The following is a 15,384-nucleotide window of genomic DNA, read 5'->3' on the forward strand; positions in this document are numbered from 1 at the left end:
TCCGCTCCGGACGGGGCTGCCTGATGCGAAGGCGGTTCACGAGCGGAAAGCACAATATCTACCAGACTCAATAGTATTCGGGTTTTGCTATGCGCATCGCAATACAGGACGTAACTCCAGAGACAGACTATGCTGAAATTATCGGATGGGTTCACGAAATCCGCGATCTCGGTGGGCTGGCATTCTTCATCGTGCGTGACAGAACCGGTCTCATTCAGGTGACGATCCCGAAGAAGAAGGCTCCGGAAGCGGTTGTCGAGGCTGCAAAGGAGGTTTCGCGCGAGTCGGTCGTCAGGGTGGCGGGCACCGTCAAGGCTATTGAGAAGGCGCCCGGCGGCCGGGAGCTCGTGCCGGAGGAACTTGAGATCGTCAGCCTCGCAGCAAGCCCGCTGCCGCTCGATGTCGCCGAGAAGGTGTCTGCGGAGATGGATACCCGGATAGATTCCCGGTTCCTGGATGTCAGGAAGCCCCGCGTCGGAGCGATCTTTTTCATTCGCAGCGTGGCGGTCCGGGCTATCAACGAGTTCCTCTTCTCCCGTGGATTTATCAATATCACCACGCCGAAGGTCGTTGCTGCGGCGACCGAGGGCGGGACGGAGCTCTTCCCGATCGCGTACTTCGAGAAAGAGGCGTTCCTCAACCAGAGCCCGCAGCTCTATAAGCAGATGATGATGGCGGCGGGCTGTGAGAAGGTCTTTGAGATCGGCCCGATCTTCCGTGCGGAGGAGCATAACACCGTCCGGCACCTCAACGAGGCGACGAGCCTCGACGTGGAGGTCTCGTTTGCGGACCACAACGACGTGATGCAGCTCCTCGAGGACCTCATCATCGCGGTCTACCGGCGCGTGACCGAAGACTGCGCCGATCAGCTCGCGACCCTCGGGGTCGACCTGACGGTTCCGGCGACGCCGTTCCCGAGAATCTCCTACGCCGAGGCGATCGAGATCGCCAACCGGACGGTCCCCGAGAAGATCTCGTTCGGCGACGATCTCGGCACTGCCGCTGAGAAGGCGATCGGCGAATATATCGGTCAGCACTACTTCATCGTCGACTGGCCGACCGCGATCAAGCCCTACTACGCCATGCCGTATCCCGAGAACCCGGAGCTCTCCAAGGCCTTCGATATGATGCATCCCCGGATGGAGCTCTCCTCCGGAGCGCAGCGTATCCACCAGCACGACCTCCTCGTCGAGCAGATCCGTGCAAAAGGGCTCTCCCCCGAGAGTTTCGAGTTCTATCTCAAGACGTTCGAGTACGGCATGCCCCCCCACGCCGGGTGGGGGCTCGGTGTCGAAAGGTTAATTATGACGATGCTCAATCTCCCCAATATCCGTGAAGCCGTTCTCTTCCCGCGGGACCGGCACCGGCTGACACCATGACGCTCATCAGCAAGACCCTGCCCACAACGGTGGTCGGCAGTTACCCCGTTGTCGCGAAGAAGGGACTTTTTGCCCTCGACCCCCTCAAGCACGCCGTCGAGACGGCGGTCGCCGACCAGCTGGAGGCCGGGATCGACATCATCTCGGACGGCCAGGTCCGGGGGGATATGGTGCAGGCGTTTACGTCCCGGCTTCCCGGCATCAAAGGCCAAGCGGTCGTCGGGAAGGTGCAGCCGCCGGCAAAGCCGCTCACCGTGGCGGACACCCGGTATGCCCTCTCGAAGCACGCCAAGGTCAAGGGTATCCTCACCGGCCCCTCGACGCTTGCGCATGCGCTCAAGATCGAGACCCCGATGTATCGCAACCGGGAGGAGCTGGCGCTCGACCTCGCTCAGGCGCTGGCGGTCGAGGCGAGATATCTTGAGGCTGCCGGCGTCACGCTCGTCCAGATCGACGAGCCCATCTTCTCGACGGGCGCCGCCGATCTCGCAGCCGGCCGGCAGGCGGTGAACGCCATCGTCTCGTCGCTGCGCATCCCGACCTGCCTCCATGTCTGCGGCGATCTTGCGTCGGTCATCGACGAGGTGCTGAAGGTGAACGTCGCGATCCTCGACTTCGAGTTCGCCGTCAGTCCCGGGAACCTTGAGGTGCTCTCGGCACGGGATCTCCGGGGGCGGTCCGTCGGCTACGGCTGCGTGGACTCGAGCAGTTCGGCGGTCGAGAGCGTCGAGACGATAGTGCGGCGGATCGAAACGGGGATCGAGGTCTTCGGTGCCAGGGCGATGCTCGTCGATCCCGACTGCGGCCTGCGGATGCAGAGCCGCGAGACCGCGTCTGGAAAATTGAAGAATATGGTCGCCGCCGCCGGCGAGTTGCGACCGGAATACACTTAGATGACACGGGTCGTCGTCGAGAGTTCGAGGCCCTTTGCGGTGATGTTGTAGGGAACCGCTCGCGAGGGCACCTGCATCCCCCGTATCTTTTCCACGGCAAGCGTCCGCTCGAACTCGTTGCCGTGCAGTTCCTGCCGGAGGAGGAGCACCACGTCCGCGGCACGCATGAGGCAGACCTCTTCTACCGGCGTGTGGATCCCCTTGTAGAGCAGAAAGAGGACGTTTCCGCCCGCATCGACGACGTCCCTGGTGGTATGGGTGAGAAATTCGGCCGCAGCGTCGATGCCGTAGTTATGGATGAGCGTTGAGAGCGAGTCCACGACAATCCGGTTCCCCTGCAGTGCAGCGCCGAGCTCTTTGAGGGAGAGCTCGCGTGCGTCATACATCCCCTGCGTGGGTTCTGCGTCCAGCATCAGGTACAGGCCGGTCTCGTCCTCGGTCTTCCAGAACTGGTGAGCCAGATGCTCAAGGCCGCTCAGCACCGATCCGGAGACGACGATCCTGGCGCCCACCGGGAATCCGCCGTCGAGGGCGAGGTCCAGGCCGGCGATCCCGGTTGAACGTTTCTTTACAGGTGTCACGTATCTGCTCCCGGGTGCACCCAGCGGTACACACGTATCTGGTGAAATATATTATCGGGCGGAATATAATTGTGCCTCTCCGTGTTTCGGCCGCCTATACGAGTGTCCGGAGATATACTCGATGCTGCGTTCTTCATCGCGCCCGATCCGGAATGCCGCTCCGTGCTTTGGCGGCAGGCGCACCCACGATCTGCTTCCCCTGCCGTTCGGGAGCACCCTCTCACCGCCAGCGCCCGAAGACGAGCGGCCGGCAGCGTCCAGGGCGATGCGAGAGGCGTCGGGATTCTGCCGGAGGAACAGGTCGCATCCGACCCGATCTTTGACGACGGGGCGGTGCGTCGCATCTCCGGAAGTGCCGTGCCGCTGCCGGACGGGAACGGCAGGTCCGGCAGCGGGACGAACGAGATCGTGCTGCGGTACGAGAAGGAGCTGGTGCGGGGGCGTTCCTTTCTCACCACGCCCGGCCGCAGTGCAGGCAGCGGTCCCGATGAACGGAGAGGATGTGTCCGCACTGCGGGCATCTCCGGCGGACCTCTTCCTGCTCGACGAACGCCGCGATTCCCCGCTCCCGGATCTCGCAAAGGTTCTCCAGCATGCTCATCCGGTACTTCGTTGTGTAGCGCTTGTCCAGGCGTTTCAGCCGCGGGCAGGGGTAGTTCGCGCAGTCGAAGCAGTAGTCTCCCGTGCGGTCTTCGCAGTTCCTGATGGTGCACCGGGCGCAGGAGGGGCGCAGCCTGCTGGCATCGCCCGCCCGGCAGCCGGGGCACCGGTCCTTCTCCCGCAGGTAGCCGATGCAGAGGGCGCAGTTCATGCCGCAGGGGGCTATCAGGGCCGGGGAGAGGCGGGTCATTATGTTCCGTGTGGTCGCGGCAGGGGAAGAAGTCTCGCTTTCGGATTTGCGGCCGGGCGCGGTGCGGCAGGGGTATGGGCGGATTCAGTCGTGAAATACTCATTTAGGAGAGATGAGTAGTTCGTTAGTAGTTCGATCTGGCTAACCTATCCGGGCGAGCATCTCCTTCAGTCGCTCGAGCCCTTCGCCGGCGGCGTCGAGGGTTTTCGCGCCGGTTATAGAGAAGATGAGGAGGGAGACGCCCCGGTCTGTACCGAAGGGGAGATACCCATACCTTTCCGCGGCTGCTTTCTCTATCACCGGGAGGGATCGGTTGTAAGTAGTCAGATGCCGGCAGACCTGCTTGTGTATATCGAAACCCCGATCCGACATACACAATGTACCTTGTGCGTACCAGAATATACACAAACCCTATATGCCGGGGAGCGGTTGTGCGACACCTGCGACCCACAACGGAGTTTGTGCGACATGAACATGCGTTTTGTGTCCCACAAACGATGGTGCAAGGGTTCAGGGTGGCGTTACTGCATCCGCTGCAGGGCTTGTTTCCGTGGTTCACGCCGCTGCCGGTTTTTCGTAGAACGGGGACGGGAGCGCCGGACACACACGGTAGACGTGGCGATACACTTCGTCCACCCTGGCCTGCACGTCGTCTTCGGTATAGTGATCCACCGGCAGGCCGGTTGTATCGCTCCAGAGGAAATCGCGGATGGTAAGGAGAACGGCATCGCGGTCCTTCTGCAGGCTCCGGTAGATGACGCTGATCGCGTCGCGCTCGCTTTGGTGCGCGTTGATCCTTGCTACGTTGAGAATCTCGCGGCTCCAGCCATGCTCAAAGGTTTTTTGGGCATACCATACGCGCAGATCCGCGTCTTTCAGTTTGTCGAGCAGGGCACCGTTGCTGCGCCACGGAATGTGTGCAATGGTGCGTTGCACAAACTCGCGGTCGGGCCAGGACCCAGAGAAGGTGCGCATATACTTCAGGTTGCGCGGGGAGAACCCCGTCATCTCGGGAAAGGCGATCTTCAGGTCGTGTGACAGACGATCGATCACCTTCGCGCCCCATCCCTCGCTCTTCTGGCGATCCAGGATAATCCTTCCAATATCCCATTACAGCAGGATCATGGCTGCGTTGGCCGCAAGCGTGACCCGCAGGCGCTCCGACCAGATTCGCTCTTTGATCTCTCCGAGTACCCCGGCGTAGTCTGCAGGCAGATCGCTTCTGCCTGCCGGGACAGATTGTGCGATTCCGTCGTCATACCCTAGGTACCTCGCACCTCTTCCCGTTCAGGCGAACCTGCCGTTTCAGGATACCTGGATTGTGACTCCGGCCAATTTCTCGCACCAGGTGTGCGAGTTTTGCGGGGGCCGGCATACGCCTCGAAAGGCGACTGCATCCGCCGGAGATCGGAGGCGGAAAAGCCGCCGATGCCGGGAAACTCCCTCTGCAGATCTCCAACCGGTTGTTGGAGAATTGACCTGCCCCGGGCATCGCCGGCCTGCCGATCCACAATCGGCCTCGCAACATCCCGGTACAGCCCGACCAGTTCTGTATTGGCCGTCCGGATCGCCCGGTACCGGGCGGCCGAATTCGCTCATATCCCTCCATCTTTTTGTAGTACTCCTGCATAGGAGCGACCATGACACGCTGGCTCGCGATATCCAACCGGGAGAACTCCGACGTCGTGATCAGGAAACACGTCTGGGGCGTGCCGAAGCGGTACGCCAACACCATCGGCCGGGTACAGCCCGGCGATACTGTGCTCGTCTACGTCGGGCAGAAGATCGTCGACAGAGACGTGCTCCCGCCGGCGCTCACCGGAGCTTTTGCGGTCACCTCGGGAGTGTACGAGGACACCTCCCGGATCTTCACCGCACCGCAGAAGCTCGGCGACGAGGTCTTCCCGCTCCGGATCACCCTCAAGCCCATCAAACTCTTCGATCCGCCGATGGAATTCAAACAGCTCCTCGAGCACCTGCAGTTCATCACCAACAAACAGCAGTGGTCCGGGCATCTCCGCGGGAAGGCGATGCGGGAGATCCCCGAGGAGGACTACGCCTACATCATGCAGGCGGCGGAGACGCCGCGGGACTGAGCGCCCACGCCGGGCGAGGAGCGCACCGTTGACGGGGTTGAGCGTTATGTAGATCCCGGCGACCGAGGGGTCGGCATCGAGGACTTCGACTCTGCCGGCGAGTTCGCTGCGGTCGTCGAAGTAGCCGGAGTGGACGCCCGCCTCGCTGAGCGCCCGGACCTCGACGACGCCGTCAGGGGCGAGCAGGCGCACGATCCGGAGGATTTCGTCCGTCATCCAGTCACCCCCGGAAGAAGGGGAAAGAGGGGGGCGCTTGCGGCCTCCCCGCGGGTCACCCGCTGGAAACTGACGAGCGGGATGACGTAGGAGCCGGCGCGGGTGTGGAGCGCCACGGCCTGTCCCGTGCAGTTCAATGCTGCATACCCCTCGATCGTCGTCCTGCCCATCGGCGCCCCACCGCCGCGGACGACGCGGATCTGCAGCACCGACGCCGATCGGCCGGAGAAGAGCAGGGCCTGCACGTCCGCAGGATCGATCCGGTAGTGCTCGGCGTCGACCATGACGTGGAGCACCCCGCCGCTGCCGTAGGCGAGCGTCCCCGGCTCAGGCACGCTTCTCACCGCCGCTGATGACGGTCGTGACCGTGTAGTAGTGGCCGGCGGCGCCGACGACGTGGATCTCCCTGACCGCCCGTTTGTGCCGGGCGACAGCGGCCGCCACCGCCTGCGCAATGAGGTAGAGCGGGACCGCGTTCGAAGTGGGCATGCTTATATCGTTGCAGTGCCGAGTACCATTGGCGGTCTGGTGCATCCCGGTGCTGGAAACATTCGGTTGTGCCCGGCTGCCGCCGCAGATATCTTCGTCTTCTCTTCTTGATTCGGCCGGGGTTCGGATGCCCCGGGGTATCGGGTCTGGTTTCGGTTTCATGAACGACCTCTCTGCTGTTTTTCGCGATGCACCGGCTCTCGCGGAGGAAACCGCATCCTGAGCATCACTTGATTCAGGGTGAGCGTACGCGGTTTAAAAACGTGCGGGGTGTATGCCGGCAGTGAAACCGGGTGTTATTTATCCGTTACTTGACCGGGAAACGTGAAATTGGCCGGATATTGGCCTGATTTCCCGCCGGAAAGAGGCATTATGCATGTTCGGGTTTTCCCGGCTTTTCGCAGGCGGCGAGCACCTGTTCGGGGGTGAAGCGGAGCAGGATCTCCCGCGGCCGTCCCCGGTCGGCGGGGGGCGACAGGAACCCCTCGTCCTCGCCGCTCGGGAAGATCTCGATTGCGTGTTTCTGCGACACTCCTACCTCTCAAGCACGGGCGGCCTCTTTCATCTCCACGGTCGGTATCATGCAAAGCCCTCCGGCGAAGAGAATGGGGGGGCGGAATGTATCACCGCTCGCCGTTCCGCTTCTTCTCTTCGATCAGCTCGTCGAGCAGCTTCTTCAGGAGATCCGGATTTGCAACCACATCGTTGCTTAGCTCTTCCTGCGTTGCCGCAGCCTGGTGATCTCTCCGACCAGCACCCGGTATGCCCGGCGCTCTTCGGTGAGATCCTCGCAGGTGACGTACTGCGTCCCGTCAGAGAGCTCCACCGGACTGAAGAGGATCGTCTTCTCCTCGCCGTCCCTGCACCGGACCGAAAACGTCCGGGGGCGGGGTGTGCCCCTGCCGGCCTGCGCCAGGTCCGCCTTCCAGGCGGCGATCGCTTCGCTTCTGAGATCAGGGTCCGGGAACGCCTGTCGGAACCAGTCCCGCCCGGTGGGGATATCCGCGAGCGTGTAGCCGAAAAGATCGGTGAACGCCCGGTTGAGGTAGGAGTACCGGCCGTCGCTCTCGATGATCGCGGCGGCAACAGGGGAGGAGTCGATCACGTCCCGGAACCGGGATTCGCTCCGGCGGAGCCGATCCTCGGTCTGCCGTCGGGCGAGGGCGATCGAAGCCTGGCGGAGGAAGGATTCGACCGCTTGCTGATCCTCGAGTTTCTCATGTGGTGCCATGAATATCCCGACATCCCCGAAGAGCTGCTCCCCCCAGACTAAGAAGGTAATATACACCTTCCCAAGATTCCATGTCCGCCGGATCTCCTCGCAGATATCTTCTGGGATCTGCCGGAAGCAGAGATCATAAAATGACAGCCCTTCCGGACCGATCTCCGGATAGAAGATGAGCTCCTTGATGCCGCCATGGAGCAGGCTCATGGGGCTTCCTCCAGAGGGAAGGGAAAATATCTCGGTTAAGGGCACTACCAGGCCGATCGGATCCCGCCCCAGTATCTGGATCAGTCCGTCATGGAAGCCCTCACCTTCCGTCGCCCGCAGAGAAAACTGCTGGTAGATCTCGTCGTACGAAAAGACATATACACATCCCCCCGGGACGAGTTCGATGATCCGCTTCCCGATGTACTGGTAAATATCCGCTTCCGCTGGCATATCCACAAGTTCCATCGCAGTCCGGGCGAGAAACTCCATGTTCCGGACGTATCGCTTCCGCTCGGTGATATCCTCGAGGACGAGGGTGCACCCCGTCTCCCCGTCGTCGAAGGTCGTCGGAATCGCCTGCATCTGGTAGAAGAAGTCCTTTCCGTCACTCCGGCAGCGCAGATCGGTGACGACCTGCTCGCGCTCCAGCCCCTCGATGAAGCTGATGGCCTCCGGCGTGGAGACGACCGGGAGCGCCGCCTCCTCAAGGGTCAGCCCGATGAGGTCGTCCTTCGACCGCCGGAGGGCTTTTAGGCACTGGTCATTGACCTGGACGATCCGCTGGCTTTCGTCCAGGATGAGGATCAGGTTCTTTGTAAAGCAGAGGAAGGCGGACATCGGCACCCGCTGGGCGAGCGAGTACACCTTCGCGTTGCCGACGACCCGCACGTCGACTTTGCCCGCGATCTGCAAAATTTCGAGGTGTTTCGAGACCGAGTTCCGGGTCGCTCCGATCTGTTTTGCCACCTCGGTGATCGTCATGCCCTTCGGCCGGAACCGGAGAGCACGCAGGATGCGGGTGGGGGTATCGTGCTCTTCCTGCATAGCAGGAACATCTGAGTATTCTATTTATAGGTTGCGGCTCCGGGAGGCGGGGGAGGCGTGCCGCACCGGACGATACCGGAACCGGGAGGTGCATCGCCCCTGGCAGGAGGGAACACGGTCGAGGGGCTGGTACACAGAAAAAGAGACCATGTGTGGTTGGTCGGGCCTCGCGTCATCCTCCAGACCGTGGCGATGTGGCCGGGGAGATCAGAAATGAAATCTGAGGGGTAGGATTTGAATCTTCGGACCATCGGGTGAGTTTCCTCACTCGCTTTTGCTCGCTTCGTAACATCGCCCTGATCTTCCCCGGTTGATCGGGAGTGCAGACGCCCTCATTCGCTCGGCAAGGCCTCAGAGCGCGTCCGGATGCGCCGGGACTGTACGTCCGATCGAATCCTTCCTATGCGGGGCTGCGATGCGTCCGTCCCCGACATACGGGCAGGCTGATGCCTTCTCGCGTTCGGGCGCATCCCGGGATTGCCCGCCCTCTCACCCCGGACAGAACTGCTCCCGCAGCACCTTGCGCAGAATCTTCCAGCCGTTCACCCGGGGCAGTTCGTCGACGATCAGCACCGTCCGCGGCACTTTATACCCAGCGAGCCGTTCCTTTGCGTAGGCGACGACCGCCTCCGGAGGTAGGGTGTTTCCTTCCGGCACGACGGCCGCTACCGGCACCTCGCCGCGGTGCTCGTCGCTGCACCCGAAGACCGCCGCATCCCGGATCCCGGGGTGCTGCAGCAGGACGTTCTCCACCTCGGTCGGGTAGATCTTCCAGCCCGACATGACGATCATATCCTTTTTCCGGTCGGTGATCGAGAGCATGCCGGCATCGTCCAGGTAGCCGATGTCGCCGGTCAGGAACCAGCCGTCCGGGAGGAAGACCTCCGCCGTCTCGGCGGGCATCTGCCAGTATCCCGCGGCGACGGCCGGGCCGCGGAGCGCGATCTCGCCGGTCTCGCCGGGGGAGAGTTCCCGCCCGGGATCGCTTTCGTCGACGATCTTCACCTCCGAGAACCCGACCGGCGTGCCGACGCTCCTAAACTCGTCCGCGGTGGCGTAGTGCTCCGGGCGGATCGCGGTCCCGGTGCCGACGACGATCGTCTCTGAGAGGCCGTAGGCGTTGACGATCGGAATGCCGAACCGCTCGTGAAACTCCTTCCAGATCTCCGGGGCAAGCGGCCCGCCGCCGCTGATCATCGCCCGTGCCGAGGCGAGCTGCTCTTCGGTCCCCGGCGGCGTGCGGAGGAGCGAGTGGATCACCGGCGGCATGCCGGCGACGACGGTGGCGCGGTAGCGGCCGGCGAGGTCGAGGTAGGCGTCGAGGTCGAACCGCTCCATCGTCACGTAGGTGCCGCCGGCGCGGAGCGCGGCGATCCCCCAGCTCACCCCGACGTGCCCCATCGGGTAGATCCCGAGGTAGACGTCGGCCGCCGTCAGCCCCAGCACGTCCCGCTCCGCGTCCATCGCCGCGATCCAGTTGCCGTGCGTCAGCATCGCGCCCTTCGGCCTGCCGGTCGTGCCGGAGGTGTACTGGATCTGGCAGAGGTCGTCGAACCGGCAGTGGGCGGCCCGGAGGTGGGGAGAGGATGTAAGGAGGTCGTCCCAGGAAACAGCGCCCTCCCCGCCGCCGACGGCGACCACCTGCCGGAGCGCCGGTGCATCGCTCCGGATCGCCGCAACCGATGCGCTGCCGGGCGTGTCGGTGATCACCGCCGCCGCCCCGGCGTCCTTCACCGCGTAGAGGAGCTCCGACTCGCGGTAGACGCGGTTCGTCGGCACCGCGACGGCACCGATCCGCCAGACGGCAAAGTAACTGACGAGGTACTCGGGAGAACTGTCAAGGTAGATGCAGACCCGGTCTCCCGCCGTGATCCCAAGGTCGAGCAGGCCGTTTCCGATACGGTTCACCCGGTCGAGGAGATCCGCGGCGGTGTAGGCTTCTCCTCGCGAGGGGACGACCAGAGCGGGCTGTGTGCTGGTGCGGGCGGTGATATCGAGAAATGTGGTGCAGTTCGGCATGGGGTACGACACTCCGATAGGGATGCGGCGGCATCGCTGATCCGTAATGTATAGAGTTGTTCATCGGCGAATATTACAGTATCGCAAAAAAAGAGCGGGTGGGGGTTACTGGTACTCCGGTGGCTGCACCTCTTTCGGGAGGCCTCCCTTGAAGTGCTGCTGGATCTTCTGGTAGTACTGCCGCATCCGCTCGTTCATGGTCGGGTGGACCTTCCCCCGTCCCTCCTCGAAATGCCTGGGCTCGACCGTCCGCGAACCGTCGCGGAGTGCTGCCATGGCAGCCTCGCGGCAGAGCGCCTCGAGGTCGGATCCGACGAACCCTTCGGTTTCTTTGGCAAGTTTCGCGATAAGCTCTTCGCGTGCCGGATCGGCCAGGTCGAGCCGGTGCTGGGAGAGCAGGTTGACGAGCATCTTCCGCCGCGGCGTCCGTTTCGGCACCTCGCTCTCCCGTTCCTCGTCAGGCGCGGCCCGGGGGTCGTCCGGCAGGTGCGCCCGAACGTCGTCGAGGGTGATCCGTTTCTCGACACCGAGCGACCCGACAAGATCCTCAAGCCGGGTCTCGGAGAACCCGTCCGTCATATCCACGAGTTCCTCGAGGGTCGATCCGGTGATCGGCACCGTCCGGCTGTGGATGTTGAGGATCTTGTGCCGGTCAGCGGGTGTCGGTTCGCTGATGTAGACCAGCCGGTCGAACCGCCCCGGCCGCAGGAGCGCCGGATCGATCATATCGGGGCGGTTCGTGGCTCCCATGATGACGACACCGCGGAGCTCCTCGAGCCCGTCGATCTCGGTGAGGATCTGGTTTAAGACGCTCTCGATGACGTGCGACTCGGAGCCGCCGCCCCGTGCCGGCGTCAGGGCGTCCATCTCATCGAAGAAGATGATCGCCGGGGCGACCTGCCGGGCCTTTTTAAAGATCTCCCGGACCGCCCGCTCGCTCTCGCCGACCCACTTGGAGAGGAGCTGCGGGCCGCGGACCGGGACGAAGTTCGCGCCGCTCTCGCTTGCGATCGCCTTTGCGATCAGGGTCTTGCCGGTTCCGGGCGGGCCGTAGAGCAGGACGCCCTTCGGCGGTTCGATACCGAGATCATCGAACCGTTCCCGCTGGGTGAGCGGGTACTCGACCGCCTCGCGGATATCCATCTTTGCCTCTTCGAGCCCCCCGACGTCGTTCCACGACGTGTGCGGGACTTCGAGGAGCACCTCACGCATCGCGCTCGGGCCGACGTCCCGGAGTGCGTCGCGGAAGTCGTTTGGCTGCACCTCCATCTTCTCGAGTATCTCCGGCGGGATCTCATCGGCATCGAGGTCGATCTCGGGAAGATACCGGCGGAGCGCCTTGATTGCCCCCTCCCTGGCGAGTGCGGCGAGATCGGCGCCGACGAACCCGTGCGTCTGCTGGGCGATGCTCTCGATATTGACGTCGCCGGCGAGCGGCATCCCGCGGGTATGGATGTGGAGCACCTGGATCCGGTCGTCTTCCGGCGGGACGCCGATCTCGATCTCGCGGTCGAACCGGCCGGGCCGGCGGAGTGCCGGGTCGATGGCGTCCAGCCGGTTCGTCGCCCCGATCACCACGACCTGTCCGCGTTCCTCAAGTCCGTCCATCATCGTGAGCAGCTGGGCGACGACACGCCGTTCGACCTCGCCGGTCACCTCTTCCCGGCGGGGTGCGATCGAGTCCAGCTCGTCGATGAAGATGATGGCGGGAGCATGCTGGCGTGCGTCTTCAAAAACCTCACGCAGCCTCTGCTCGCTCTCCCCGTAGTACTTGGAGATGACCTCCGGGCCTGCGATGGAGATGAAGTGGGCGCCGCTCTCGCTTGCGACCGCCTTTGCGATCAGCGTCTTGCCGGTCCCGGGCGGGCCGTAGAGGAGCACGCCTTTTGGTGGTTCTATGCCGAGTTTAGAAAAGATCTCGGGGTGGCGCATCGGCAGCTCGATCGTCTCTCTGACCCGCTGGAGTTCGTCCTTGAGGCCGCCGATATCCTCGTAGCTGATCTTCTTTGCCCCTTCAAACCCGGCGGCGGGCTTTTCGGAGAACTCTATCTTGGTATTCTTGGTGATGATCACCGCGTTCTCCGGCTCCACGACGACGGCCTTGAACGCCACAAGCTGCGGCTGCATGAACGGAAGGCCGGCCTGAATCGGGACGGAGTCGTTCTTCACGACCGGGAAATCGATCAGTTTGTTGACGACGCTGCTGTAGTTGATGGGAAGCTGCTTGGGGAGGTCTTCCGGCGGGGCGAGAACCACCCGCTTTGCCTCGACCTCCTCGTCGAGCGTCCTGATCTTTACCCGATCGCCGATACTGGCACCGGTATTGAGCCGTGTGAAATTATCGATGCGGACCTTCCCCTGATGCCAGTCGTTTACCATGGCACGCCAGACCTTTGCCACGGTCGGGCGTTTCCCTTCGATGGCGATGAGGTCACCCGGGCTCAGCCTGAGCTGGAGCATGGTATCAGGGTCGAGCCGTGCCTTTCCCGCGCCCTGATCCTCCGGATATGCGCTATCGACTTTCAAGTATATCTCGGGCATTACCTCTAATTCATATATTCTCGGATTTATAAGTACTGTCCACGCATGAAGATCCTCCTCGTAGACCCGTTCCACGGCGCAGCAGGCGACATGATCATCGGCTCTCTCCTCGATCTGGGGGCGGACGAAGGGCTTGTCCGGGCAGCCATGCGTTCTGTCGTGGGCGAACCGGCGTTCGAGCACGTAGACCGGGCAGGTATCCGGGCGGTCCGGGTCAGGACACATGCAAAGGCAGCACACCGCAGCCTCGCCGAAGTGCTCGCACGGCTCGACGAGAGCGTCGCTCCAAAGGAAGCCCGCGAGATGGCACGGAGGGTCTTTCTCCGGCTGCACCGGGCCGAGGAGAGCATCCACGGCGCCGGAGCCCACTTCCACGAGGTCGGTGCCGACGACGCCGTTGCCGACATCGTCGGGGCATGCACCGCTCTCCTCTCGCTCGGTGTCGACGGTGTTGCGGTTCTTCCGGTCGCTCTCGGCCGGGGGTTTGCGACCGGGGCGCACGGCACCTTCCCAATCCCGGCACCCGCCACGCTGGCCGTTCTCCGGGATTCGGACCTGCAGACGAGCCTTGGTGCGGAGGAGCAGGAGCTCTGCACGCCCACGGGGGCGGCGCTCCTTGCCGAGTTCTCCACGCTCAAGGCTGCGGATATCGGGCCTGCGAAGATTTCGGCGATCGGCTACGGGGCGGGGACGAAAGACCCGCACCACACGCCGAACGTCCTCCGGACGCTGCTGCTCACCGTCGATACCGCCGTCTCCCACGACCACGTCGATCTCCTGGAGACGAACGTGGACGACGTGACCGGGGAGGTGCTCGCCTACACCCTCTCCCGGCTGATGGAAGAAGGGGCACGGGATGCCAGCGCGTTGCCGCTGGTGATGAAGAAAGGAAGAAACGGCTACCTGGTCCGCGTCATCTGCAGGCCTGAGAGGACGGACCACCTCGCCGCCGTGATGGCACGCGAGCTCGGGACGCTCGGCATCCGGTGTTTCTCCACCGTCCACCGGTTCACTATTGAGCGGACGGTCGAACCGGTGACGGTCACGATACGGGGAAGAAGCTATACCGTCGATGTCAAGTGCGGGTGGTTCGACGGGAAGATCTCCTCGTTCAAGGCGGAGTTCGAGCAGGCACGCGCCTGTGCCCGCGACCTCGACCTGCCCCTCCGGGAGGTTTCGGGGATCGTGGAGGACGCGGCACGGCAGATCTTCCGGGAACGGGGGGTGCTCGACGAGTGAAGCCGGAGAAACCGGGCACCGGCAGTCCGGAACTGGACGCCCTGCTCGGCGGCGGGCTCGAGCGGCGGGTCATCACCCAGATCTACGGCGAGCCTGCGAGCGGGAAGAGCACGCTCTGTCTCATGGCCGCCGTCGAGTGCCTGAAAGCGGGCAAATCCGTGGTCTTCATCGATACCGAGGGGTTCTCGGTCGACCGGTTCTCCCAGATTGCCGGCGAGCAGGCCGAAGAGCTCGCCGAACACCTCTACCTCTTCGAGCCGGTGGACTTCGAGCAGCAGGGGCTGATGATCGCCGAGAGCGAAGGGCTGCTCCGCGCCGGCCGGGAGTATCCGGTCGACCTGATCGTCATGGACTCGGCGACCGCCCTCTACCGGACCGAGTTTGAGGCTGGAAAGGAGGCGGTGCGGAAGCTCTCGCACTACATGGTCAAGCTCCTGGGGCTTGCAAAAAAGTATGATGTTCCTGTCCTGATAACGAACCAGATCTACATGGACATCGACCGCAGCCGCGTCATGGGGCTCGGCGGGACGGCGCTCGCCCATATCTCGAAGGCCATCGTCAGGCTGGAGAAGACGGACAGCGTGCGGCGTGCGGTGCTGCAGAAGCACCGGTGGCGGCCCGAAGGGCTCTCGTTCGAGTTCGTGCTGACGGAAGACGGCATAAAAGGGGTTTAGGGGTTTCGCTGGGTAGTCAAACCTCGTTGCCGGTATATTTTTGCAGCAGGAACGGGGGAGTGATGGAGCTGGTGCCTCCGCGATCGCCTCCTGAGCCTGGGACTATACGGGCAATCGTGTCGGGGGAGGGGTACCAGGGGAGGGGGCATG

Annotated in this window: 15 protein-coding genes and 1 pseudogene; 5 read left to right on the top strand and 11 right to left on the bottom strand. The window is 63.3% G+C overall.

Going from position 1 to position 15,384, the window contains the following annotated elements; all coding sequences use genetic code 11:
* Window positions 1-89 precede the first annotated feature (89 nt).
* Both aspS and FGU65_RS15070 read left to right on the top strand, forming a co-directional pair.
* The gene (gene aspS / locus FGU65_RS15065) at window positions 90-1,379 is read left to right on the top strand and encodes an aspartate--tRNA(Asn) ligase (protein ID WP_301665327.1); all 1,290 of its coding nucleotides are present in this window, start codon (window positions 90-92) and stop codon (window positions 1,377-1,379) included.
* Window positions 1,376-2,272: a methionine synthase gene (locus tag FGU65_RS15070; protein ID WP_301665328.1), complete on the top strand. Its 897-nt coding sequence runs from the start codon at window positions 1,376-1,378 to the stop codon at window positions 2,270-2,272. Before aspS ends, FGU65_RS15070 begins: the two co-directional genes overlap by 4 nt.
* Here FGU65_RS15070 and FGU65_RS15075 read toward each other — a convergent pair.
* The 5 genes and pseudogenes from FGU65_RS15075 to FGU65_RS15950 all read right to left on the bottom strand — a co-directional run.
* Window positions 2,269-2,853, bottom strand: coding sequence for an RAD55 family ATPase (locus FGU65_RS15075; RefSeq protein WP_301665329.1), 585 nt, complete (start codon window positions 2,851-2,853; stop codon window positions 2,269-2,271). The two genes, FGU65_RS15070 and FGU65_RS15075, sit on opposite strands and share 4 nt — an antisense overlap.
* 451 nt (window positions 2,854-3,304) lie before the next feature.
* Window positions 3,305-3,703 (bottom strand): DUF3795 domain-containing protein, encoded by a 399-nt coding sequence (locus FGU65_RS15080; protein ID WP_301665330.1) that lies wholly within the window; start codon window positions 3,701-3,703, stop codon window positions 3,305-3,307.
* Between the two features lie 141 nt (window positions 3,704-3,844).
* Window positions 3,845-4,003, bottom strand: coding sequence for a TATA-box-binding protein (locus tag FGU65_RS15085; RefSeq protein WP_301665331.1), 159 nt, complete (start codon window positions 4,001-4,003; stop codon window positions 3,845-3,847).
* Between the two features lie 255 nt (window positions 4,004-4,258).
* Window positions 4,259-4,807 carry a DUF1016 N-terminal domain-containing protein gene (locus FGU65_RS15090; RefSeq protein WP_301665341.1) on the bottom strand — a complete coding sequence of 183 codons (549 nt, stop codon included), beginning with the start codon at window positions 4,805-4,807 and terminating at the stop codon, window positions 4,259-4,261.
* A gap of 158 nt (window positions 4,808-4,965) precedes the next feature.
* Window positions 4,966-5,277: pseudogene (locus FGU65_RS15950) on the bottom strand (DUF1016 N-terminal domain-containing protein); the annotation flags it as partial.
* Window positions 5,278-5,343: 66 nt separating this feature from the next.
* Between FGU65_RS15950 and FGU65_RS15095 the strand changes: the two are divergent.
* On the top strand, window positions 5,344-5,799 hold the full coding sequence (locus tag FGU65_RS15095) for an EVE domain-containing protein (protein ID WP_301665332.1): 456 nt from the start codon (window positions 5,344-5,346) through the stop codon (window positions 5,797-5,799).
* A 212-nt stretch (window positions 5,800-6,011) separates the two neighbouring features.
* On the opposite strand, the gene FGU65_RS15105 is transcribed toward FGU65_RS15095, so the two are convergent.
* From FGU65_RS15105 to FGU65_RS15130, 6 genes are all read right to left on the bottom strand, one after another.
* Window positions 6,012-6,350, bottom strand: coding sequence for a hypothetical protein (locus tag FGU65_RS15105; RefSeq protein WP_301665333.1), 339 nt, complete (start codon window positions 6,348-6,350; stop codon window positions 6,012-6,014).
* A complete protein-coding gene (locus FGU65_RS15110) occupies window positions 6,343-6,504 on the bottom strand; it encodes a hypothetical protein (RefSeq protein ID WP_301665334.1) in 162 nt (53 codons plus the stop codon). Before FGU65_RS15110 ends, FGU65_RS15105 begins: the two co-directional genes overlap by 8 nt.
* A 370-nt stretch (window positions 6,505-6,874) precedes the next feature.
* Window positions 6,875-7,036, bottom strand: coding sequence for a hypothetical protein (locus FGU65_RS15115; RefSeq protein ID WP_301665335.1), 162 nt, complete (start codon window positions 7,034-7,036; stop codon window positions 6,875-6,877).
* A 177-nt stretch (window positions 7,037-7,213) separates the two neighbouring features.
* Complete coding sequence (locus FGU65_RS15120) at window positions 7,214-8,761, bottom strand: PAS domain S-box protein (protein WP_301665336.1); 1,548 nt, start codon at window positions 8,759-8,761, stop codon at window positions 7,214-7,216.
* Window positions 8,762-9,250: 489 nt separating this feature from the next.
* Window positions 9,251-10,780: a class I adenylate-forming enzyme family protein gene (locus FGU65_RS15125; RefSeq protein WP_301665337.1), complete on the bottom strand. Its 1,530-nt coding sequence runs from the start codon at window positions 10,778-10,780 to the stop codon at window positions 9,251-9,253.
* 105 nt (window positions 10,781-10,885) lie between these two features.
* A complete protein-coding gene (locus tag FGU65_RS15130) occupies window positions 10,886-13,321 on the bottom strand; it encodes a CDC48 family AAA ATPase (RefSeq protein WP_301665338.1) in 2,436 nt (811 codons plus the stop codon).
* Window positions 13,322-13,366: 45 nt separating this feature from the next.
* Here FGU65_RS15130 and larC point away from each other — a divergent pair, with 45 nt between their 5' ends.
* On the top strand, window positions 13,367-14,560 hold the full coding sequence (larC, locus tag FGU65_RS15135; protein ID WP_301665339.1) for a nickel pincer cofactor biosynthesis protein LarC: 1,194 nt from the start codon (window positions 13,367-13,369) through the stop codon (window positions 14,558-14,560).
* A complete protein-coding gene (gene radB / locus FGU65_RS15140; protein ID WP_301665340.1) occupies window positions 14,557-15,234 on the top strand; it encodes a DNA repair and recombination protein RadB in 678 nt (225 codons plus the stop codon). The genes larC and radB overlap by 4 nt, the downstream gene beginning before the upstream one ends.
* Window positions 15,235-15,384: the final 150 nt, after the last annotated feature.

This window comes from Methanoculleus frigidifontis (assembly GCF_030464345.1).
GTDB lineage: Archaea > Halobacteriota > Methanomicrobia > Methanomicrobiales > Methanoculleaceae > Methanoculleus_A > Methanoculleus_A frigidifontis.